The sequence below is a fragment of the Flavobacterium pisciphilum genome (assembly GCF_020905345.1).
GTDB classification, from domain to species: Bacteria; Bacteroidota; Bacteroidia; order Flavobacteriales; family Flavobacteriaceae; genus Flavobacterium; species Flavobacterium pisciphilum.
In genome coordinates this window covers 1,633,674-1,656,803 of record NZ_JAJJMO010000001.1, presented here as the reverse complement: position 1 = coordinate 1,656,803, position 23,130 = coordinate 1,633,674, and the positions used below count along the sequence as shown (strand labels likewise).

Sequence of the window (23,130 nt, the reverse complement as noted above, 5' to 3'; positions counted from 1 at the left end):
CCTTTATAACTATTGCTTTTTATGGTGAAAAGTTACGAAGACTGTCTAAGTTTGTAAAAGTTTATCAAAGGAACCGTTACGTCAATTACAAATAACTCCGATTTTCTTACTCATAGTCATAATATAGTTAAGGGGATAAGTCAGCTTCCCCTTAATTATAGAATGCAAAAAATAGTTCCAATTATATGCCTTTACAATTTCATTCTTTTTATAGCATACTATAACTTTCACCTCTATTACTTTTCTTTTTAAACCCCATGAAGCTTAATCTTAAATGCATATTCTTAAAATCAATTTAGTAATTTTTTTTTCATACCTACTGTACATCCCAAATTGAAAACTTACAAGATAAAATAAGGTCCAAATAATCGTATTTAAAATTCATTCAATCTCTAAAAAAGTTTATCAATCCTGTAACAAAAAAAATGACTCAATTCGAATTATAAAACAAAAAAGCAACAGAAGAAATTACAATTCAACTCGAATGACTTAGAATTACAAGAAAACGTGATGTCAAACTGCGCAAAATGATTCATAAATTAATTTCATATTAGTTTTCGCCAATAGAATTATCATTTTTATAGTTACGTATCATAAAAAAAGTTTCAGTATTAAAAACTCAAACTTTTTTCCCAATTTTAAATTTCGACAACAAGTTTTTAAATATGGCAGTTTGGTTAGGGTTATTGAACCAAAATGGTTGTCAGAGGAGATTAAGGAGGAATTACGGAAGGGATTTGAGAATTATTAAATTTAAAATTTTACTAAAAATATTACATTTGAATTATAGTCTATAAAAATTGATTTAAATAATTTATAAAAAATAAAATATGCGTTTTGAAAAAATTGAAATAGAATTAAGCAATAAAGACAATCAATTATTAAATGAAATTGATGATTTAAGAAAAAAAAAGGAAGAGATAGATCCAGAAAAGTTAAGTATACAACTTTTGGACTCTATAAAAAACACAGCAATTAACTCTATTGCTTTGTCTCTAGGTATTTCTGACTTAGTAGATGGTCTTTCGCCTAAGAATGGAATAGATTTAGAGAATGAGTATAAAAAATACTTAGAGTGGGATCAAAGACCAGCAAATGAGAAATCTAAAGAATATAAAACTACAAATATCCATCCTGATGAATTCAAAAATTTTCTAAACAAAACTAATAATTTGAGTTATAATAGAAATGAACTTACAAAAGATAAAATTACAGGTAATTCTTTTAAAAAAACAATCAATGAATTAAAAAAAGAAAATCCTGAAGGTTTTATTTGTGCTTATACTGGAAAATTTTACAAACATGGGGAAAATTATCACTATGAACATGTAAAATCAACTCATGAAATTAGTCAAGATAGAGTACTTAATTATGTTACAACAATTGAAGAAAGGAGAGATTTTGCAAATTCAAAAGAAAATTTAGTTGCAATTGGAGGCGAATTGAATCAATCATTAGGCAAAACTAAAATTGAAAATATCGAGGAATGGAAAGAACAAAAATCAAGTAAGGACAATAATAAAACAAACAAAGAATATCATGAAGTCGATAATGAGAAAATGTCCGCTACAGTAGAAAAAAGCGTTAACAAATTAAATGATATAAAAGAAAGTAAAACAGTTGAATATAGTCTAAAAACGAAAGGTAAAATAGTTGTGGGTAATGTTGCTAAAGGTGCAGCTAAAGCAGCAGTTGGAAAATTATTAACTATTACAATAGTAGAAATAGTTAATGAATACCAAAAAAAAGAAGAAAACGATGTAAAAGAAAGTATAAAAAACATCACTTCTAATATTAAAGAAAGAGCTAAAGATGTTTTGGAAACATTTAAAAATCATTCAATTAACGGTTTTATTTCATCTTTGGTAGATGCGTTGTTAAATAGTTTATTTAAAATTGCCAAGAATATTTTCAAATTTATTAAAACCGCATTTAATTCAATTTTAAGTTCGATTAAAATACTTTTTGACTCAAATCTTTCATGGGAAGAAAGAATTAATGAAGCACTCAAAATTCTTGGAGTAGCCGTTTTAGGTTTAGTAGGAATTGCTTTAGAAGAAATAATTGAAAAAGCATTAATAAGTGCATTACCTTTCACAACTCCATTCGCTGGATTTATTTCATTTATTTTAAGTGGCCTGATCGTTGGAATTGGCTCAGTTTTGGTACTTCAAGCATTTCAAAAATATAAGAATAATATTGAACTAAAAAAACTTCAAGGAGATGAAAATTCATTATTAGAAAAAAAGGAAAAAGTAAATTTAGCTCAATTAGGAATTAACAATGTAACAACTACAGAAGTTGTAATTAAATCAATAGTTATTTTTGAAAATACTTTACCCTTAATCCAATCATTTAGAAATGCTATTGATGAAAATTTAAAAAACATTCAAAACTCAAGTTTATTAATCACGAACAATATTGAACGGACAAAAATAAACATTGATGAGAATGATGATTTGTTAAAAATATTAGAAAGTTTATAAAAAATACGAAAGAGATATTTATGTCGGAAAAAAACACAAGCGTTATTGAAGCAAAAAAAATTATTGAATCTATTTCAGGAATAAACCATAAAATAGAAGAATCAAAACAAACAGCGGAAAACCTAATTAGAAATATTAATGACTCATCAAATTCGCTTCAAAAAGCTAAGAATGACGAGAGTTTTACTAGAAGATTTTTGGGTTGGAAATCAGAAACATTATTTGATTTTATTATCGAGAGTAGAAATATAACACACTCTTCATTCTCTTCAATTTCTAAACTTATCCAAAATAGCAATGACAATTCAAAGCTTCTAGCTGAAATGATTGGAAAGTTAGCTATGCTCTCTGGTTTGTCTTTTGAAAAAATCAGCGAAACAACAGCTCAGCTGGAGAAAATGGCTGTAAATTTAGAACAAAGTTCAAATGGTAACTCAGAGCAAGCTGTTCAAATTAAACGTATTATTTTAGCTCATATTAACAAAATTAAAGAAGAGAAAGTTAAAACAGAAAGAATTCAATCTAAATTTGAAGGAATTGATTATTATTTGACTCAACTAAATGCTAAAAACATTGAAAATGAAAAAAAAATAGCACTTGTTCAAGAATTGATAAATTCAAAATCAGAAGAGCATTTTATTAAAACTCTAAAAAAACAAAAAATAATAATAACAATTTTTGCTGTTTTTTCTGTTATTACATTTTTAATACTTATGGCATTTGTCATTTATTACTTTAATCAAAATCACTAACTTATATATTCTTAATAGCTCGGCTAGATACCAATACTACACATTTGATAAAGGTAAAATTACCTCCTGTTTTTTCTAAATTCTCCGACTATATCTCGATTTTTTTTCCTACATTTACAGAGGTCAATAAACCTAAGAATTTTAAGAGTGACCTATTAGTGCCCTTCTTTTTTTGACATAACATGACACCCAGTGTTTACTAGTGCTTACGATACAGGTGGCGAATCCCTCTTTCTCCGCGAAAAGCACCTCATCGAGGTGCTTTTTTTATTTAAATACTTTTCTTATTTTATAAAATCATATATTTTTTAGGAATCTACATGAAAGCCTGCTGGTTAAAAGATAGAAAAAGGGACTTATGTTTTATAAGACCGTTTTACTTGTCTTTTCTAATCAAAAAAAATATTGAAGAGAAATGGATCAGATAATGCCTTTTTCAATAGCAAATTTGATTAGTTCTGGCGATGTTTTTACCTGTAGTTTGTGCATGATATTTTTTCGGTGCGTTTTTACAGTATGCTCGCTGATATAAAGGATATTGGATATTGCTTTAGTATTCATTCCGTCGGCAACGTATTTTATGATTTCCTTTTCACGTTCAGAAAGCTCCTGCATGTTGTTCTTATTTAGATTTTTGTTTCGGAAATAATTAAACAATTGCTCGTTGATTTTACTGTGAAAATAATTCTTGCGTTGACTGGTATCAATAATGCCCTGTATGAGTTCGGCTTTTGAAGCATCTTTAAGAATATAACCGAGAGCTCCTTTTCAAGCGCACTCTTGATTTGCTTCATGGATTGGTGCATAGTCAGCATTAATATTGGCACGTCATACCCCTTGTTTTTTAGTAATTCCATACAGAGTATTCCGTCCAATATTGGCATATCAATATCCATAAGAATAACGTCGATTGCTACAGTATCCAAGATAGATGGAATGGCATTTCCGTTTTTTGTATGTTCTACTATTTCAATACCATCTTCTGGTTTGAACATCGATTTTACACCTTCAGCAAACAGGTGGTGATCCTCTACTATTAATACTTTTATCATAATCTGCAATTATTTAATTAGGTGATATTAAAAAGGCAAATCAATATTTACAGTAGTTCCGCTTGCCGGATTGCTGTCGAATTTAATACTGCCGTTTAAATCAGATATTATTTCTTTAAGAGTTTTGAGACCCATTCCAGAAACGTCTTTTGATTTTTCGGTTGTACTAAACCCTTTTCCATTGTCTTGTACAATTATATTAATCAGGCTTTCATCATCGAAACAAGTCAGTAATATGGATAGTTTTGTGGCTGATGCGTGTTTCAGTACATTGTTTACGAGTTCTTGTACGATGCGGTATACAATTATTTCATTTTCTGAGCTCATTTGCTCCTGACACATCGCTGCTGTAAACTCAACTTCAATGCCGTTGGCTTGTTGTAAATGTGATGTCAGTTCTTTTAAGGCCGGTACAAGTCCGAAATTATCCGATATTCCCATATTGAGTTCATGTGACAAGTTTCGAATATCAGTGCAAGCCTGATCTACTAATATTGTCAGTGTATGGTGGTTGGAAATAGTATTTTCATCGATTGCATTTAAGTTCACTTTTATGGTGGCCATCAGGCTTCCAAAATGGTTATGCAGCTCCCGTGCGATGCGTTTTCTCTCATTTTCCTGTCCCTGCACCATAGATTGAAGCGTTTTAGTTTCCTGTGTGGTTAGCAGTTTTTTGATTTTTTCATCATGCTGGTTGCGTTCATTATGGACCATGAGCCGAGTGTTTTTAAACCGTTGCCGAAAATACAACAATAATAATATGGCAAAAAGCAACAGAAAAACAGTAACGATACTATAAATCCGGTTGCTTAGTTGCCTTTTTTCTAACAATGCGATTTCTTTTTCCTTTTGGCTTACTTCAAAATCTGTACGAAGGTTGGCAAGTTGTTTTGTTGCTTCGGTATTTTCTATACTGTCTTTGTAAGCTATATATTGTGATTGATAAGTGAATGCTTTTGGATAGTCTTTCACTACCTCATATAATTCTGATAAAAGTAGAGTGGCATCCCTGATTTGCTCTTTCAGGTCAAGGTCTTTTGCCATCTTGAGTGCTGTGAGAGTATGATTGATCGCTTTTTCGGTTTGTCTCTGTTCAGAATAAATCCGTCCCAGCTGGTTGTGATAATCTGCCATGCCAAATGTATCGCCAAGGGCATCAAGCATTTTAATAGCTCTAAGAAGATCTTGTTCGGCAATAACATATTTTCCCTGTTTCCAGTAAACTAGTGCGCGATTCCCAATGGTATATGCCTTTCCAATTTTAAGATCAATGTCATCAAAAATGGGTGCTGCTTCGTTATAAAGTGATAAGGCAGAATCGAGTTCATTCAGCCTGTAATAACTAAATCCCGTATTGAGTAGATTGATAGCTAATTGTTCTTTATTGCCGTGCAGACGTATGATGGCAATGGCTTTCTTGTTATAGACAATTGTATTTTTGAAATCATTATTTGACATGTACGTATTGGCAATTTCCAAGTAATCACTCGTTAGTAGTTTGTCATTTTTATATTCGATAGCAAGATCAGCACTTTTAAAAAGATTTTTTAAAGCCAATTTTAAATTGCCTTTTAACCTGTATGCTACACCTTTAGATTGATAGGCTTCGATTATATAAGTGAACTGCTTATTATTCGAAGCCATTGCTAACAATTTATTGGCGAATAACAATACTTCGTCAGGTGAGGAGGAATGCGCAGCTATCTTAGCGTAAATCTCCATTTTGGACTGTGACGAAAGTGTATCATTTTTGCATGGGACCCTTATATCTATGTAAAATAAGGTATAAGGCTCCAAATCAAAGTAATTATTATAGAAAAAAATCAATTAGTGCGAGCCAATTTCAGAATGAGACATAACAAAAAAAGAGGCTGCTCCATAAATCAAGAAGCAGCCTCTTATGTTTTGTAAAGATAACTTTAATTCAACTTTTAATATAAATAATTAAGAGCTATAATATCATTAGAATTGAATGCTCCAGTTTCGTTTGAACCAAAACAAGCTCTCATATATGAAGTTGAATCATATCCAGAAGGGGTTCCTGGGATTAGAATTGCTCCAACACCAGCTGTTCCTTCGTTTGAATTTTGTCCACAACTTTGACGGCTAAACCAGTCAGTATGACGTAAACCAATACAGTGACCTATTTCGTGTGCAGCTACGTGTGCATTTACACCAGTAGAATAAGTATCTAATCCAGAATATAATGTAACTGAACTATATGGTGCTCCTCCCGAAGGGAATCCAGCTACACCTCCAGCAGATCCAACTTGTCTTCTTACAACAATGTTTGCACCTGCAGTGCTTGAACTAAAGGTTAGAGTAAATTTAATAGTCAATCCTAAATTGTTGTATCTATTTACTGCTGCTTGTAATCCAGCACGCATATTTGTAGACAGAGCTGTTGTGCCAGTTCCTGATAGTCCAACAATTTTAATAGTTTGTGGAGATACTAAATTGGTAGTGCGGTATTGTTCTGTTGTAATACCTCCGTGAAGATCCATTTTATTTAATTGATCTTCTGTCATGACAATACATCCTTCAATCAAGAATGCATCTTCAGTGGTCCCATCTAGCTTAGTATTTTTAATCACTTTAACATCTGTGCTATTTAGTGAAAGTGATCTAAGTTTAGTTAACACTTCCGGCGTTACTTTTAGAGCTTCTTCGTTTGATTGATTCAACTCATCTTCTTTGTTGCATGATAATAGCGTCAGTGCTATGAATGACAAGGCTAAAATTGATTTAATTTTCTTCATTTAATAGTTTTTTGGGGTTAGTTTTAATAGGTTGATTTATAAGGGCTTTACAAAACATTAGTACTATTTGTTACCAAATTTATATAATTTTAACCAAAAAAATACTTACAAAAATAGTGATTTAACAAAATTAACAGTTTTTGTTAAATTATTTTATATTTATTTTTAGTAATAATTATCTGATTATCATTGTGAGCCCAGTAAAATCAATAATTGAGTAAAAACCAGTGTGTTATGAAAAATTATATCGTATACTATTTTAAATTTTCTATTTTGTTTAGTAAGTTTTAAAAATGATTTTGAAATTCTTAGTTACATAATAAAATACAAACAGGGTTATAAAAAGGGAATAGTCCTCTTGCAGACTTTGAGGTTTCAGGATGAAATAAAAACGCATAAAATTATTACAAATAATTTAATAACTTTGACTTAACGAGAAGGGATAAATATTTAAAATAGAAATCATTATGAATGAATTTTATCTTTTTATTTATCTAAATTAAGAAGTGATAAACAGTTACAATTGTCAAATTTTTGTCTAACATTGATAAAAACAGTTAGAATTGCCCCTAATAACTACAGTAAATGAAGACACAAATTACTTTTCTCTTTTTTATGATAACGACTATCAGTCTCTCTCAAAGTTCTGAAAAATGGAAGCAATACATAAAAGAAGAAAACGAAAGAAAAGTTGAGAAATACTATTTTACTACTTTAGAAAATGCACATTATAACAAATACAAGATTGTAAAAAAACTTGATAATGCTTTTTGTATTGTTGAAAGCGAAAGTTTAGGATCTAACGAGTCCCTAAAAAAAGTAGTCCCTGTTAATAATTTATGGAAATTACCACCAAATTTTTCGAATCATAGGGAAGACAAGCAGTATATTTTAGCAACAGATAGTATCGAATCGTTAATTGCTGACTTGAAATCAATGAATATTTTTGATATACAAATACTAGATAACAATCTTGTAATTGTAAAAAGTGATTCCAAAAAAATTATGGATGAGATTATAGCATTGAGCAGTGTATCTTCTATTTCGCAAGAATCGTTACAACCAAAAGGAGAGTCTAAAATAATTGATCAAAATTTCAGTATTAATCATATAAATAAGGTCAATGCTAATTTCCCTCTTTTAAATGGCGAAAATCAAATTGTATCCATCAAAGACGACCTTTTTGATCTAAATGATATTGATTTATTAAATAAGCATATTCCTTCTTCAACACAATCGGCTACAGTATCAAGTCACGCAACAGCTATGGCAACTATCGTTTCTGGATTAGGAAATAGTTCTGCCCTAGGAAAAGGAGTAGTTCAAAAGGCTAAGATACAATCGTCTGATTTTAAGAATATCTATCCTGATGAAGTAGCGACTTTACAAGGTGCTACCATTCAAAATCATTCCTACGGAACAGAGATTGAGAATTTTTATGGCTCGCTCGCAAATGCTTATGATTCGCAACTATTCTCAAATACTGATTTGACTCATTGTTTTTCTTCTGGTAATATAGGACTTGTGGGGTATAAATCTATTACTGGTAATTTTAAGCAATCCAAAAATAGTATTGTATTGGGGTGTATCGACCAAAACGAAGTAATTATGCCATTTTCCTCAAAAGGTCCAGCTTATGATGGTCGAATAAAACCTGAGCTAGTAGCTTTTAGCACGCAAGGGACTTCAAATTCTACTGCATTAGCTACAGGAATTATTACTCTTATGAAGCAACATTATAAGACTATAAACAATACCTCTTTGACTAATGCCTCAACAAAAGCAATTTTAATTAATAGTGCAAAAGATTTGGGAAACATTGGCCCAGATTTCACTTATGGCTATGGTAATATCAATGCCGATAAATGCCTAAAAACAATCAGTGAAAATAGAATTATATCGGGTAATCTAATATCAGGCAAGACAAATTCACATGAGATTACACTTCCAGCAAATGCAAAAAACTTAAAAATCACATTAGTTTGGAACGATTTACCAGCTGCAATCAATAGTAATATAGGTTTGATAAACGATTTAGACATAGAAGTCATTTCGGATAACAATACTGCTTTTTTGCCATGGATTCTTAATCCTGATGCTCCTCAAGACCAAGCTACAAGAGGAAAAGACAAGCTTAATAATATAGAACAGGTGACTATTGAAAATCCCACATCAGGATCCTATAATATCACTGTTATTGGTACATACATCTCAAATGCATCTCAGGATTACAGCATTGCTTATGAATACGAAATAGGAAGTCAATTTGAATGGAATTATCCTGTAAGTAATGATAATTTTCCATACGATGGTAAAACGATTTCTCCTTTCAAATGGAATTCTTCATTTTCGGGAAGCGTTGGGCAATTGTCTATTAGTTACAATAATGGACAGACTTGGGAAATTATAGCAAGTGGTATAAATTTAGATAGCGAACAATTTACTTATACCCCTACAGAGCAAAAATTCTCAAAAGCTAAATTAAAAATGACCATTGATGCTATTGATTATATCTCTGATAGCTTTACGATTTCTTATGATTTAAATATCAGAACTAGTTTGGTTTGTGATGGCACAACAGAAATTAATTGGGATAAGCCTACTGATGTTGCTTCATTTAATATTTATCAATTGACAGGGGATCATTTAGAATTTAAAGAACAAATAACAAACGCTAATTATACCTATACTGATGGAAAAATTCACACTGTTATTCCTGTATTTGACGATAGTGAAGGAATAAAAAGTGAGTCTACATTGCAGTATGATCAAAATTCAAATTGTTATTTCGAATTGACTCAGGCAGAAGTTTATGAGGAGAATAAAGTAAAAGTCAGTGCTAGTCTTTTTAGCTTGTATAATATCAAAAGAATAGAGCTAGTAAAAATAGTTAATACTACCGAAAGCGTTATTAGTGCAATAAATGATATCAATTCAAAAGAATTCTCTTTTTTAGATGCTAGCCCAATAAAAGGCAGTAATAAATATAAAATCAATATAATTTTAGAAAACAATAATGTAGTGAGTTCTCTGATTGTGGATGCTAATTATTTAGGTAATGATTTATTCTTTGTTCACCCCACCTTATTAAGTAAAAATGAAGAATTAAATATTGAAGCCAAAAACGAAGAAAACGCTATTTTTTATTTGTACAGTATTAGTGGGCAAAACACGATTACTTCTCCATTACTTTCTAAAATCAATACTATCAACCTCAACAATATTGCCTCAGGAATTTATATTTATAAAATAATAACAAGCTTAGGTGGAGAGCAAATAGGGAAAATTGCAGTTTTCTAAAACCTAAGAATTGTCATTTTGGGTTTTTGTTTATTATGTTAAAATCAGGTAGTATTACCTAGTGTCATCTTTTTCTTATTTTTTATATTGCAGTGAACAAATCTATAACCTACACTATATGAAAAACGAATTATCAAAGAAAGCTGCTATTGATTGCGATGCCAATCCAGCTTTATCTCTCAAGAAAATGTTTGTCGATACGACTATGGGAAATCGTATCATTGCTGGACAATGCCCTGTACGTAGAGGTGTGTTTTTAAAACCTCATGGTGTTGCCAAGGCAGATTTTATCATAATGCCGGGATTAGCAGCAGAGTACAAAGTTGGAATCTTTGCTCATGATCATTTTGAAGCTTGGGTACGTTTTTCAAGCGATACTGTTCCTCATGCCCCCGACATGCAAACTACAGTGGGAATAGGAATCAAACTATTTGGGGTGGCAGGTAAAAAGTTATTGGAATCCAGTGAAAATGCTACTACTGCCGACTTTATTCTACAAAATATGAATGTGTTTTTTGTAGATAATGCTACCGAAATGTGCAAGTTTACTAAGGCTGGAGTAGTCGATCACGATTATAATCTGTATTTAAAAGACCATCCGGAAACTGACCGTATTTTGAATGAAATGCAAAAAGATGTTTCTAGCTGTTTAACGACACCTTACTGGAGTGGACTTCCTTATTCTTTTGGAGAAAATCGTTTTGTAAAATACAAATTAGAACCAATTGGTCCACCGTTTAGTGCACCTCCATCTCAAAATTCAGCAGATTATCTACAAGCAGATATTCAAGCCCGTTTGAATATGGGTGAAGCACAATTTAAATTTATGGTTCAGTTTAGTAAAGATTCTGTAACAATGCCATTGGATAAAGCTATGACTCCTTGGGATGAGGAGGAATCAGTTCCAGTTCATATTGCGACACTGGTTATTCATAAACAAGATATTACGAATCAAGGACAAGCACAATATGGAGAGAATCTTTCTTTTAATCCTTGGCGTACTTTAGAAGAGCACAAACCACAAGGTACTATTAGTGATGCTCGCAAAATTGTATATGAGGCAGGAGCAGCGTTAAGACGTTTTAAAAACGGTGTTCCAGCTGTAGAACCAATTGTACCAAGACAATTAAATAACCAATAAGCTAGCATCATGGATACTAAAATTATAAAAAAAGTAGCTATTTATCCAGCAATCGGAATAGCTAGAATTGGAAATTCACCTGAATATTATCTGGCTTCTGATTTACCGGGCGTAGCGCCAGTTGCAGAAGGTGGTTTTAAAGACGGTGACAATTTGTTTAAAAAACAAGTGCCTTTATTCCGTATTTATGCGTTGGATGAAGAAGACAATCCACTTTATGAAATTAATTTAGATACTGAACCTAATGTCACCATTCAATGGAATGTGCATGTGGCCAATAGAAAAGCGGCATGGTATCAGTTTAATAACGCTTTGGATTTAGGAAAATATAGTATTCCGAGTTTGAAGCGTAATGGAGGTATTACAGGTACAGAAAGAGATCAACTTGTTATTGATCCAGGACCTAGAATAATTAGTGGTAAGAATATATCTGGAAAAGAATATCAGTTGGATACTGGGAAATTCTTTGATAAGGAAGTTTCTTTAGGGGAGTTGAAAACAGATGACAAAGGACGCTTGTTATTTTTTGGTGGGGACGGAAATAGTGAATCCCGACTTAATATTCGTGCCATAACTTTTGCGAATAATGATGACTGGCATGATGATACATCAGATGGTGTTGTAAGAGCCAAGGTAACTATTGGTGGACAAACATTTGATGCCAAGCCTGCTGTTGTTGCTTGTACACCTCCAAATTTTGGACAGGGATTATTCCCAGTGGTAAGTATGTTGGATGTGGTTCAAGATTTGTATTTAAAGGAAGGCTGGATAACATCAAAAGAAACAGTAAATTTCTATGAAGATATCTATCCTATATTATCCCGAATGAGCACTACGCAATGGGTTAATGAAGGTTTCTTTATATTGTTTGGGACTGATTCTCCAAGTGATTTTAATAACCCTGAGTTCATCAAGCAGCTTGAAAATCCAGATGTTCAATTTGAATCAGAGAGAAAACGAGTATTTGAATGGTTTAGAGATCATCAATCTACTGAATATGAACCTACCAAGTTGCCTCCTCATTATGGTGATTTATTTGGTGATTATGAAGATTTGCCAGCTGTTGATTTATCAGTAACTGCTACTCAATATGAAATGCTACGTCTATGGTCTGAAGGTAAATTTATTACTGGAGCACCAAAAGTAGTTGTTCCTTTTGAAGAATTATCAGTAAGCGAACAGATTGATGCCTTATCAAAAGCCCCTTTAGAAGAATGTTTAGGAGGTCCTTTTCATCCCGGAATTGAGATTACATGGCCTTTCCGACACCTTATGATGTGGGAAGAGCCTTTTCGTTTGAAAGTGCTATCTGAAAATGAAAAAGTCAGAGATGATTATGGAGGTATCATTACTCCCGAAATTGCCTTGTCAGTAAACGGACCATTGGACGGAACAGGACCTGGATCGCTTACACGTTGGTTAGGTGTGCCTTGGCAAACGGATGAAGCCAGTTGTATGTCGGGTTATGATGTTACTCTCTATTTGCCATTGCCTTCATTCTGGTCGGTTAGGGTTCCAAATACTGTATTATCAACAGATAGTTATAACCGATTAAAAGCAACGACTACAAACGAAGGGCAGAAGTTGAAACATTTCTCCTATCGTGTGGATTGGATGCGTGATTTTACTTCAAATTATGTACCTCGTATTAATAATATGGTTGCCAAATGGCATCAGTTGGGTATTATTACCAAACAGGAACTTGATGCTCAATCGAAATTTTTGCCTGATACTTTATGGGTAGAAACTGATAGGGAAGGACCTAAAGGAATTGATCCTACTTTGGAACAGGTAAGACATGCCGAAAGAGAAAGCACTGAAGGGGCTAAATTATTAAGAGCAGTTCCGCGTGAGAGTCATCCATTAAAACGACACGAATTATAGCAACTTCAATTTCTATACCCGTAGTGATTATTGGTGGAGGTCCGGCTGGTCTGGCAACTGCAATAACATTACGTAAACATAATATCCCATGTGTTGTAATAAACAATCATATGGAAAGTACCGTTAAACTTGGGGAATCATTGGCTCCAAGTGCCAATACCGTCTTCCGAAAATTAAGTTTGGGAGATGTGTTGGCTTCTGAGCACCATAGCTTATATGTAGGCAATAACGTTGTGTGGGGCGATTCATCGCTCCGCCAGCGTTATTTTTTTAATGAACCTTACGGCGACGGAAGGCATTTGAATCGTACGCTTTTTGAAAAACAGCTTCAGGATGTTGCTATCGAAAGAGGTGTAGTTTTATTAGAAAACCACCGACTTACCAACATTATAGAAGAAGACAATAAAATTATCGTAAGTTGTTCTGATTCTGATAATAGTACAAAAATAATTACTGCCGATTTTATAGCCGATTGTAGTGGCAGAGCTTCAATAGTGGCTAAAAAAATGGGAATTAAGAAGCAGACCATCGATAATCTGGCTTCCTATTATTTTATTACAGAGCAATCAGGGGAATCTTTAAAGGGAATGACCTTTATAGAGGCAGTAGAAGACGGATGGTGGTATGCCGCTCCGCTAGCTAATAATAAGGTAATTGTCAATTTTATGTCGGATAGCGATTTACATACTACAAAGTCAGTTTTGCTAAAAGATTGGTTGTTCAATAAAGTAGCTACAACCCAGTATCTTAAAAATTATTTTCCTTCAAAAATTTCTTCAACAACCGAAGTACGCATTAAAACCGCCACAACTTCTTTATTAGAAAAACCAGGTGGTAAGCAATGGATTGCTGTAGGTGATGCATTATGTACTTACGACCCATTAACTTCTTTTGGAATTACAAATGCACTGGTAAGTGGTCATAATGCTGCCAATGCAATCTCGGATTCTTTAAATGGTAATACGGATTCATTGTCTGAATATATTACTTCTCAAATGGCTTTGTTTAATAAATCAGTTGCATTATTACAAAACCAATATCAATCGGAACAACGCTGGCACAAACATCCTTTTTGGGAAAGACGACAGTTGTAATTAATGATATATGGTTTGATATATGGTATAAGTATTTGGTCTGTAAGTAATTACTGAAGTAGTTTTACTTGTTTTTAAAAACAGGTAAAAACACTCATAATCAGTATGTTATATTTGTTTAATTTAGATGCCCTGTAAAACTAACTATAAAATAGTTTTATTATGAAACAACAGGTCGCATCCGAAAAACCTTAAACGAGTAGGAAATCCCCAAATACTTTTTATTATGTCACAATCAACATTTACTTGGTCCTTAGAGGCTTATGAGTCTCGTGGAAATTTATGGCTACGATGGAGTACCAATTCACCGTTTAGAGCACAACAAGGGCAAATTCACGTATATAATGCGGGTTTCCCTTCAGATCCTACAAAAGAAACTAAAGCTTGGTCTTGGGATAACGAACACAACCAAAACTGGGATTCAGGACAAAAATGGGGCACAGGATGGAATTGTGCTTACATTGCTGAAAGAAGCCCAAATGGACCTTATACTTATTTCATTCAATTGACAACTACAAGTGCTATGGGACCTAATGTTCTTAAAGTACAAGAAACTGTTACGGAGCAGTAAGACAACTATATTGATTAGAATAGCTTATATAAAGATTTCTTTATATAAGCTATTTTTGTATAAATAAGATTAAGCAAAAGAAATAGACAAATAGTATTTATGGTTTGTTTTTCATTATAATTTCTCTCACTCCTCCTTTTGTCAAAATTATAGAATCGTAAATACCTGATTTATTTTGTATAAATTCTACAGTTCTGTCGTTATTGTCAGCTCTAAAAAACTTTGTTTTTGATTCAGGTAAGAGTTCCATTTCTGAGTTGTTATAATATAGCTTTTCTCCATTTTTGATTATTTCAACTTCCCCATACTTGCCTATATATTTATCATATTGCGTAATGTCAGCTTTAATTTGATGGTGTTTGTACGGAAGTTCTACTTCTTTTTGTAAAGCAATTGCAGATAATGCATAACCGATGATATGTGACGGAGATTCATTATTAGAAAGTACGGCAACAAAAATCTTGTCATCAGTAAATCGGTTAAAGGAAGTCATTGTTCCAAAGAAACCACCATCATGTGCAATAAGTTGATGACCATGATTATAAAATGGATTAACCATAAATCCATAACCGTAACTTTGGTTGTTATAAGAAGTAAACATTTTCTTTTTCATTTCTGAAGATAAGATAGTTGTTCCATAAAGCGCTTGGTCCCATAGTGCCAAATCCTCAACGGTAGAATAAACGCCATCATGTCCAAGGTTAAATTGCCAATTGATATATGGATTATGAACATATCCGTTTTCGGTTATATGATAAACTTTTGCTTTCTTTGGGATTATCGAATCATTATTACTGACTCCTGTATTCTTCATTCCTACTTTTTCAAATATGTTTTTCTTTAAATAAACGGCATATTTTTCACCTGATGCTTTTTCAATAATCTTTCCCAATAGATAATATCCAACATTGCTATACTCACTTTTGGTTCCTGGTGCAAACTCATAAGGTATTTTCTTTATTTCATTATATGCCGAATCAGTCGAAATGGTAGTTAATGCCAATTCTTTAAAACCTAAGGCAAGTCCTGAAGAATGAGATAAAAGCATGTGAATGGTAACAATATCGGCTTTGGGATAATCTGGAAAAAATTTACTTAGTTTATCATCAAGGGATAGTTTTCCTTGTTCTACTAATTGAAGAATAGCCGTTGCTGTAAATTGTTTTGTTACCGATGCCAACTGAAACTTGGTATCTACAGTGTTTTTAATATTCCATTCGTAATCAGCCAATCCGTAAGCCTTTTTTAATAAAACCGAACCGTTTTTTGTGACTATAACCGTTCCGCTAAAATTATTGATATCAACTTGTGCTTGCATGTATTTTGCAAGATTGGTTGCTATGTCTTTTTGTCCAAAAAATAGTGTTGGAATAAGAAGGAATATTAATAATACTCCTGATCTAGTTGTTTGATATATTTTTTCCATTTTAGTTTTTGCAGTTTGAAATTATTTTGCTTAGCATTTTATCTAGTAATTCAATTTCATCTTCAGACAATCCTTCAAGAGCAATTTGTCTGTTTTTGTTTATCACGGGAGTTAATAATTCAATTGTTTTTTTTCCTTTTTCTGTAATTTCAAGGTTGAATTTTCGTCTGTCTAATTCGTTTATTGTTCTTGTTAGATACTCCTTTTTTACCATTAACTCTATAATTCTAGTAATCGAAGTATTGTCTTTAAAGATTAATTCGGCTATTTCCTTTTGAGAATAATCAGAATTTTTATTAATCATAATTAGTAACAAACATTGATCGACTGTTATATCACTTACGATTTTTTTTATGTTTTTCTGTGAAATCTTTCTATACTCTTTTATTGTCTGCTCAACTGTATAGAGAACAGTTCCTGTTGGATTGTTTTTTTTCATGTTAAATTGATTGTGATGATTATAATTGATACAAATATAGTTGTTGTGTCAATTAAATAAAAATAAATTTTCAATTTTATAAAAAAAGTATTTCTTTCAAGCTTTTAAACTTTCTGATGTGATTTAATAAGAGTGATACAAATGAGGGTGTTGTTTTTAATAGTAACACAGATTTGTTGTCAGTTCCTGATGAGGTAAGGGTAGTGAACTGATGAAGTAAATAGCTCCTTGTTTTAATTATGTTTTAGGGTTTTGAATCTCGTTTTTTGGAATTACTTAATTGTAATTCTTTTCTTTTTTAGGATATTGAGATAGGGTTTTCGGGCGGGGTCTTTTTCCCAATCGATAATTAAATCTTCGAGTATCTGGCGGTCAATGTCTTTTGTTATTTCTTCTACAAAGGCGATAACTCTTTTCTCAAAGTTTTTTTCTTGATTTTTTGAGTATGTTTTTTGCACATCTTCAAAAGTGATTTTCTTGCTATTTAAGGCATTTTTTTCTTTCAAGTACTTCTGTTCTCTCAAATCGGCTTTTAGGTCTAAATAGGCAGGATACCATGTTCCGTAGATTAAATTAGAATCGACTCCTTTCATTGTACTGCCAAACTTCCCGGTGCGTGCCATTTTAAAAAAGACTATAATATCTTCGAGGCTTTCGTATTTAAAGTTTTCGAGAGTATCTACGGTTAGAATTTCGATTTGGTCGTTGGATAATTTGGTGCTAAAACCAAATGAATTAATGAATCGGTTTACGAGTACATTTACTACGCTAAAGCCGATGGTTCCGTTTTGGTTTTTAAAAACAGTTCTTATGTTTGGTTTAGAAAGGGTCTGTTCTACGGAAAGGTTCATTTCGATAAGTGCCATTTGCGCATTTCCAGAAATAATAGACTTACTTAAATTTAAAGTCTCTTCCAACCTCGCTGTCCATTGCGGCGGTAAAGATTTGTTCGTTTGATTTATTAGTTCCATTTTCGGTGTTTTTATACTTTCCTTCGATAATTTTTATAAAGTTTGCAGGTTTTAAAATCCAATCAAAATCGGCTGTCCAGCCGCGTTCATTTTCGCCGTTTAAGAATCGGCTTTGCGCTACCTTCTGGAATGCATCACCTAGACCTGCAAGACCAGATTCTGAAATTCGGTTTTTAATGGCTGATTTTCGCTGAAGCGTTAGTTTTTGAACAACTGGCAGTTTGTTACAGACGGAATTGAAGATTGAAATTATTTTTTCGAAATCAATTTTTTCTGATTCTTTGATTATAATTTCATTTTTTGGTGCAATTACGAGTTCTTTTGTGTTTTCTTCTCGGGTGTTATTTTCATCTCGTGGCATTGGTTTGTAAATCAAGAAATCTTCTTGGATTGTTAAAACTCCCTCGGCAACCAACTCTATTAGAGGAGTTTCTATTTCATGCAAATCAAAAGCTGTTAATTTGGCAATTTGTAAAGCAAAATTTGTTGTTTGGTTGTTGCTTTGCTTGAACTTTTGTTTGAGAATGAGTTTATTTGAGCTCATTTCTTTTTGGATGATGCACAGGATTGAAATTAAAACTCCGTGTGCCGCTGGTGAGCACATTTTTAATTGTGTATTGTTCATCCAATCATCAATATATAGCAGAAAATAGGGTTGAGTTGCTGAGGTCATTTTGGTTTTATTTTATAGGTTTCTTGACACGAATTCTTGTTTATTCCAAGCGGGTAAAGACATTTGTATTAAGCCTAAGTTATTTTCTTGCGATAAAATTTCGTATCCTTTTACAGATTGTTTTTCGATTATTTCTTTGGCGTTATTGAGTGCTAGTTGGTATTTGCGTTTTCCTGTTTCGATATCTTCGGCTGACCAAACGAATATCGCTATTGCAAATGGTGCAACGGTTTGTAACATTACCATTATTGTGGTATTAAAATCACGTCCTGTTGCATTTGAAACAATTTCTTGGCACATTGCTTCGTGTAGATCGTAATGCAATCTTGAGGCTTGATTGTAAAAGGCTTGGATGTCTTCGATTGCTGAACTTTTGACTGATATAATAGCATCTACACCAATGTTTTCTTTAAATTGAATGGCATCGGGTCTTACCTTTAGTTTTAAACCTGTTTTTGTATCATTATAATAAACAGATGTTTCTCTTTTGGAGTGGAGTATAAGTCTTCTTAAGATTCCGTTTCCGTATTGGTCGTAATGTTTTTTTAGGATTTTGATTTTAGCCATATTCTCCTCAGTAACGGGTTCTACATCCGAACAGTTTTTTAGAATTTTGATGTAAGCTCGTTTTCCATCTATTTTGTCTAAACTCAAGCCCAATGTTTCTGCAACGGTTCTTTGGCAATATTCCAAAACAAAATCAAATGGTGTTTCTTGTAGTTTGATTACGCCATATCCTCTTTCGGTGATTAATTGCTCCCAGAATTCGATTGCTTTTGTAACTCCTTCATTAGTATTTAGGGGGATACTTGGTTCGATTATAACTCGGCTAAATTTTGTTGGTTCTAAAATAGCTTGATGTAGAAACGTGCTTAGATTAAAGTGGTCGGCAGTTTCGGTTAGTTTTTTTAGTTCTTCTTTGTCTTCGCTTTTTGCATATTCAAAATGCAATGGCGTTTTTAAAGCTGATTTTAGCATTGAAGGGCTCAAAGCATCGTTTTTTAAGTACTTTTCTTTTTCGTCCTGGATTACTAATCCATTGTTATTTAATGTTTCGGTATAAATATGCTTTGGTTTTACTTCAGATTTGATGAATTCAGCAATAAACTGAGCTGTTGGATATTCGCTTAATGGTCGAGTAAAGTCGATTGAATTGGTTTGGATTTCTTTTTCGATTGCCATAGTTGGGTTTAAATTTGTCATAATATCTTTTTTGGGATGATATAGTTTAGTTATTTGTTTTTTGATAACTTTTAATTGTTTCTTCGGAGCACATTCTTTCGGATTTCTTGATTATGTGTCCGGCAGTGTTTTTTCTTTCTGGAAGCGCATTGCCTTTTTCGTCAACGAGTTCTAGTGTGTGCATTCCAGATCTTCGAACTGTTTTGACTCTTAGTAGTAATCCTGTGGTGGTTTTGTATGTTTGGTTTTTTTCTATTGCCATAATTTTTTCACTTACATTAAATATGCTATTCCAGCTCCTGCTGCTAGACCAATCCAAAATGCAATCAGTATGCTAATGATGTAAAAATGAAAGGCTTTGTTTGGTTTTTCTTGCTCTAAATGTTTCATTGTTATTTGATTTTTTTTTAGTGCCATTTGCATGCATATGGGATGATGTTGGTATATATTCTTTGTTTTAATTAGCCAGTCTTTAAAGAATAGCCTCCTTATCTCGGTTTCTATGTTTAGAATTTTTGGGTCGGTTGTGGTTTCAAATCGAAACGGAATCTTTTCGGTGGATAGAAATTCTTTTAAGGAATGTGCTAATAATTTTTTATTTGTAGTGATAAGACTGAAAAACGGAACTTTATCATTGTTATAAACCTTAAAAATGGTACTGTTTGTTTTTTTATCCTTTTTTGAAAATGTTATAAATAGATAATCAGGTTTGTTTAGTGCCATTTTTTTGCTTGTATCAAAAACGGTTCGTATCTGTGCATCTATATTCATGATCAAAAAGGATTTTGGGTTACAAATAGTAAATCATTTTTTATCTCATTGGCGTTGCTTATTTGTAATTTGAAGGCCAAATCGGAGATTGTAAAGCAGGTTTCGTAATCACTTTCTTTTTTGTCAAAAAGTATTCGGAGTGCAGTTGCCAGAATATTTTTTTCTTTGGTGGTTAATGCATCCATGATTCGTAATTTTTGATTTGTAAAGTGATACTTTGACGGACTATAATTTTTGGTTGTTGGTTAAGAAGTTGTATTCTCTCCTTTTCTGTCGGAATTAATTCGCTATGCAAATCATTTATTCTCGATTTTACTTTGGCCAATCGTAGTTTCATGCAGTCATTCATTGCAGTATTTCCTTCTCTATAGTAGTAAACTGAAAGCTTTAAGCAAGTATTTCTTAATTTTTCATGTGCAGAAATGTTTTTTTTGATGCTTTGTATTTTCTCTGAAATTTCTTCTAACTTTGCCATTCTATTTGGAATTAATGCCCCTTGTCCGGGCGTTATAAAAAATTGGATTTAAGACCGCTCATTCCCGTGAGCGGTTTTTTTTTATTGGTCTTTTTTTTACTTTTTTAGTGTTTAATTGTTTGATTTTTAATATGTTGTTTGTTTTGTTTGGGTTTTGGCTACTCGAAGATTTCGTTTTCTTTTAGCCCTGTAAATTTTGTTATTGCTTCAATAGATTTTGTTTTGGTTAGGTTGTCGTGATTCTTATTTATCCATCTTCTCATGGTTAAATAGGACTTACCTAACTCTAATGCTATTTGCATTTTAACCTCATCGGTTCCAAGTTTTTCTTTAGCTACTTTTGTTAGTTCCATTTTAATTGCCTACTTTTGATTAGTTATTTTTGTACAGTGCAAATATAAAGTAAAACGAAAGTAAAACGCAAGTAATTTGATTAAAATTAGCGCAAGTTACTTTTATTTATAACGATTATAAATAATTAAGAGAAATGGATACAGTTGGGTCAAGATTAAAAACCCTTATCAGAAATAAAGGTATAACGCCTTATGAGCTCTCTGAGAATACGGGTATTTCGCAATCGACTTTAAGTAGAATTATAAATAAGGACTCTAAGCCTAATATTAAAAACCGTAAAATACTTGCAGATTATTTTAATGTTCCAGGAAATTACTTTTTGCCCGAAAGTGAGCAGGAAGTTGTGATGGAAGAAGAAGAATATCTTGAGAATAAAAACGGTAACAGATTTAAAGAATTAGAGAACGGAAAATTTATTATGACTGTACCCTTAGTACCTGTAAAGGCTTATGCTACTTATATAAGTGAATGTTGTGAAGGTGATTTTGTGGATGGGTTTAATGATGTGAATTTTTATGTAGATCAATATGCGAGAGGTAATTATGTCGCTTTTGAAATAAAAGGGGATAGTATGGATAATGGTGGATTGTATGATAATCCAGAAGGATCTATTACACTTTGCAGAGAATTAAATCGTCAGCACTGGAAAGATGGATTTAGAGGTTCTCAATACGGTTGGATAATTGTGCATAAGGATACAATTGTTTGCAAAGATATTATTGCTCAGGATTTAGAAAATGGAACGATAACATGTCATTCTAGAAATCAAAGCCCAGAATATCAGGATTTTACTATCGAATTGAATGACGTGAAGCAGATCTTTAAAGTTATAAAAAGAACTTTCTAATATCCTCAATAAAACAATATTTCCAATTAATAAAACACTAAAAAAGGTTTAAAGGTATTTAAAACAAGCTAGTTACAAGAATAGAGCGTTCTTTTGAATAAAAAACAAAATTTCCTTATTATTCTTTTCATTTGATTCTTTGATGACTGCTTGTCTTGTTTAGGATTATATAAATATAAAAAGGCATAAAAGCCGTAAATAAAGCTCATACGAGTTTATTTACGGCTTTTTTTATGGAATAAAGTCAGTTGTAATTCAGTTTTTATTTTCTTGTTTTCTGGGTTGGGTATGCATTTGGGTATTCAAAAGAGTGTTTTTTAAGATTGTTTCATGGGGTTATAATGGCTCTTTTGGGGAGTTTTTTGCTTAAAATGATTCAACTCAAGCTAGTTAATAGCTTCTTTAAAAATTCATTTTATTTGTTTAATAGGTTGATTTTTAGATTGTTGATTGGTTGTTTTCTTCAGGTATTATCAAAAGTTGTGTTCTATTCTTCTTATTTATGGCTTGTGATGTTCTTTACAGTCTTAGGAGTCTTGTAGAGTTTAAATTATGATTCTCTCGTTTATAGCCTGTTTTACTTGATGTGTTTCATTATTAAAAGTAAAATGCAATTATTTTATTCAAATTACTTGCATAATACTTTTGTTTTACTTTATCTTTGCTACATCATAAAAAACAAACAGAGCAATGGATAAAGAAACTAAAAAAAACAAAAGGTACACTTACAATCAGCAAATAATTAAAGCATTGGTTGATAAACATGGATTTACACCTTTTTTTATTCGACAATGTTTATCTGGACACCGCAACAGTATTACAGCAGATAAAATAAGAATGGATTATAAAATGCTCGAAAAAGAGCTGAAAGAAACCATCAAGCAATTCAATACTAAATGATAGACTCAGTTATCGATTATAGTTTTGATTCTTAGAAATAATCACAAACAAAA

Annotated in this window: 23 protein-coding genes; 9 read left to right on the top strand and 14 right to left on the bottom strand. The window is 32.2% G+C overall.

Annotated elements, in window-relative coordinates; genetic code table 11:
- Positions 1-830 precede the first annotated feature (830 nt).
- Positions 831-2,486 carry a hypothetical protein gene (locus tag LNQ49_RS06565; RefSeq protein WP_229987882.1) on the top strand — a complete coding sequence of 552 codons (1,656 nt, stop codon included), beginning with the start codon at positions 831-833 and terminating at the stop codon, positions 2,484-2,486.
- Positions 2,487-2,506: 20 nt separating this feature from the next.
- A complete protein-coding gene (locus LNQ49_RS06560; protein WP_229987881.1) occupies positions 2,507-3,238 on the top strand; it encodes a hypothetical protein in 732 nt (243 codons plus the stop codon).
- Positions 3,239-3,658: 420 nt separating this feature from the next.
- On the opposite strand, the gene LNQ49_RS06555 is transcribed toward LNQ49_RS06560, so the two are convergent.
- From LNQ49_RS06555 to LNQ49_RS06540, 4 genes are all read right to left on the bottom strand, one after another.
- Positions 3,659-3,853 carry a response regulator transcription factor gene (locus tag LNQ49_RS06555; RefSeq protein ID WP_229987880.1) on the bottom strand — a complete coding sequence of 65 codons (195 nt, stop codon included), beginning with the start codon at positions 3,851-3,853 and terminating at the stop codon, positions 3,659-3,661.
- Positions 3,854-3,864: 11 nt separating this feature from the next.
- Entirely contained in the window at positions 3,865-4,290 is a 426-nt protein-coding gene (locus tag LNQ49_RS06550) for a response regulator (protein WP_229987879.1), read from the bottom strand.
- A 27-nt stretch (positions 4,291-4,317) separates the two neighbouring features.
- On the bottom strand, positions 4,318-6,012 hold the full coding sequence (locus LNQ49_RS06545) for a tetratricopeptide repeat-containing sensor histidine kinase (protein WP_229987878.1): 1,695 nt from the start codon (positions 6,010-6,012) through the stop codon (positions 4,318-4,320).
- Positions 6,013-6,221: 209 nt separating this feature from the next.
- On the bottom strand, positions 6,222-7,049 hold the full coding sequence (locus tag LNQ49_RS06540) for a M57 family metalloprotease (RefSeq protein WP_229987877.1): 828 nt from the start codon (positions 7,047-7,049) through the stop codon (positions 6,222-6,224).
- Between the two features lie 585 nt (positions 7,050-7,634).
- Between LNQ49_RS06540 and LNQ49_RS06535 the strand changes: the two genes are divergently transcribed.
- From LNQ49_RS06535 to LNQ49_RS06515, 5 genes are all read left to right on the top strand, one after another.
- Entirely contained in the window at positions 7,635-10,349 is a 2,715-nt protein-coding gene (locus tag LNQ49_RS06535) for a S8 family serine peptidase (protein WP_229987876.1), read from the top strand.
- Positions 10,350-10,467: 118 nt separating this feature from the next.
- A complete protein-coding gene (locus tag LNQ49_RS06530) occupies positions 10,468-11,490 on the top strand; it encodes a catalase family protein (RefSeq protein ID WP_229987875.1) in 1,023 nt (340 codons plus the stop codon).
- Between the two features lie 9 nt (positions 11,491-11,499).
- A complete protein-coding gene (locus LNQ49_RS06525) occupies positions 11,500-13,374 on the top strand; it encodes a LodA/GoxA family CTQ-dependent oxidase (protein ID WP_229987874.1) in 1,875 nt (624 codons plus the stop codon).
- A gap of 23 nt (positions 13,375-13,397) precedes the next feature.
- Positions 13,398-14,468 carry a tryptophan 7-halogenase gene (locus tag LNQ49_RS06520; RefSeq protein WP_229987873.1) on the top strand — a complete coding sequence of 357 codons (1,071 nt, stop codon included), beginning with the start codon at positions 13,398-13,400 and terminating at the stop codon, positions 14,466-14,468.
- Between the two features lie 226 nt (positions 14,469-14,694).
- Positions 14,695-15,039 (top strand): hypothetical protein, encoded by a 345-nt coding sequence (locus LNQ49_RS06515; protein ID WP_229987872.1) that lies wholly within the window; start codon positions 14,695-14,697, stop codon positions 15,037-15,039.
- A gap of 97 nt (positions 15,040-15,136) precedes the next feature.
- Here the strand turns inward: LNQ49_RS06515 and LNQ49_RS06510 are convergent, their stop codons facing one another.
- The 10 genes from LNQ49_RS06510 to LNQ49_RS06465 form a co-directional block, all read right to left on the bottom strand.
- Positions 15,137-16,465: a beta-lactamase family protein gene (locus LNQ49_RS06510; RefSeq protein ID WP_229987871.1), complete on the bottom strand. Its 1,329-nt coding sequence runs from the start codon at positions 16,463-16,465 to the stop codon at positions 15,137-15,139.
- Between the two features lies 1 nt (position 16,466).
- Positions 16,467-16,904, bottom strand: a complete 438-nt coding sequence (locus tag LNQ49_RS06505) for a MarR family winged helix-turn-helix transcriptional regulator (protein WP_229987870.1) — start codon at positions 16,902-16,904, stop codon at positions 16,467-16,469.
- Between the two features lie 272 nt (positions 16,905-17,176).
- Complete coding sequence (locus LNQ49_RS06500) at positions 17,177-17,875, bottom strand: hypothetical protein (protein ID WP_229987869.1); 699 nt, start codon at positions 17,873-17,875, stop codon at positions 17,177-17,179.
- On the bottom strand, positions 17,796-18,548 hold the full coding sequence (locus tag LNQ49_RS06495; protein WP_229987868.1) for a hypothetical protein: 753 nt from the start codon (positions 18,546-18,548) through the stop codon (positions 17,796-17,798). Before LNQ49_RS06495 ends, LNQ49_RS06500 begins: the two co-directional genes overlap by 80 nt.
- Before the next feature lie 12 nt (positions 18,549-18,560).
- Positions 18,561-19,751, bottom strand: a complete 1,191-nt coding sequence (locus LNQ49_RS06490) for an exonuclease family protein (protein WP_229987867.1) — start codon at positions 19,749-19,751, stop codon at positions 18,561-18,563.
- A 25-nt stretch (positions 19,752-19,776) separates the two neighbouring features.
- Positions 19,777-19,992 carry a hypothetical protein gene (locus LNQ49_RS06485; protein WP_229987866.1) on the bottom strand — a complete coding sequence of 72 codons (216 nt, stop codon included), beginning with the start codon at positions 19,990-19,992 and terminating at the stop codon, positions 19,777-19,779.
- Between the two features lie 11 nt (positions 19,993-20,003).
- Positions 20,004-20,501, bottom strand: a complete 498-nt coding sequence (locus tag LNQ49_RS06480) for a LamG domain-containing protein (RefSeq protein WP_229987865.1) — start codon at positions 20,499-20,501, stop codon at positions 20,004-20,006.
- A 2-nt stretch (positions 20,502-20,503) separates the two neighbouring features.
- Positions 20,504-20,686 carry a hypothetical protein gene (locus LNQ49_RS06475; protein ID WP_229987864.1) on the bottom strand — a complete coding sequence of 61 codons (183 nt, stop codon included), beginning with the start codon at positions 20,684-20,686 and terminating at the stop codon, positions 20,504-20,506.
- Positions 20,674-20,976: a hypothetical protein gene (locus tag LNQ49_RS06470; RefSeq protein WP_229987863.1), complete on the bottom strand. Its 303-nt coding sequence runs from the start codon at positions 20,974-20,976 to the stop codon at positions 20,674-20,676. Before LNQ49_RS06470 ends, LNQ49_RS06475 begins: the two co-directional genes overlap by 13 nt.
- Before the next feature lie 158 nt (positions 20,977-21,134).
- Positions 21,135-21,329, bottom strand: a complete 195-nt coding sequence (locus LNQ49_RS06465) for a hypothetical protein (protein WP_229987862.1) — start codon at positions 21,327-21,329, stop codon at positions 21,135-21,137.
- A gap of 134 nt (positions 21,330-21,463) precedes the next feature.
- On the opposite strand from LNQ49_RS06465, the gene LNQ49_RS06460 reads away from it, so the two are divergent.
- Together LNQ49_RS06460 and LNQ49_RS06455 are read left to right on the top strand one after the other, a co-directional pair.
- A complete protein-coding gene (locus LNQ49_RS06460) occupies positions 21,464-22,177 on the top strand; it encodes a LexA family transcriptional regulator (RefSeq protein WP_229987861.1) in 714 nt (237 codons plus the stop codon).
- Positions 22,178-22,867: 690 nt separating this feature from the next.
- Positions 22,868-23,077 (top strand): restriction endonuclease subunit S domain-containing protein, encoded by a 210-nt coding sequence (locus LNQ49_RS06455; protein ID WP_229987860.1) that lies wholly within the window; start codon positions 22,868-22,870, stop codon positions 23,075-23,077.
- Positions 23,078-23,130: the final 53 nt, after the last annotated feature.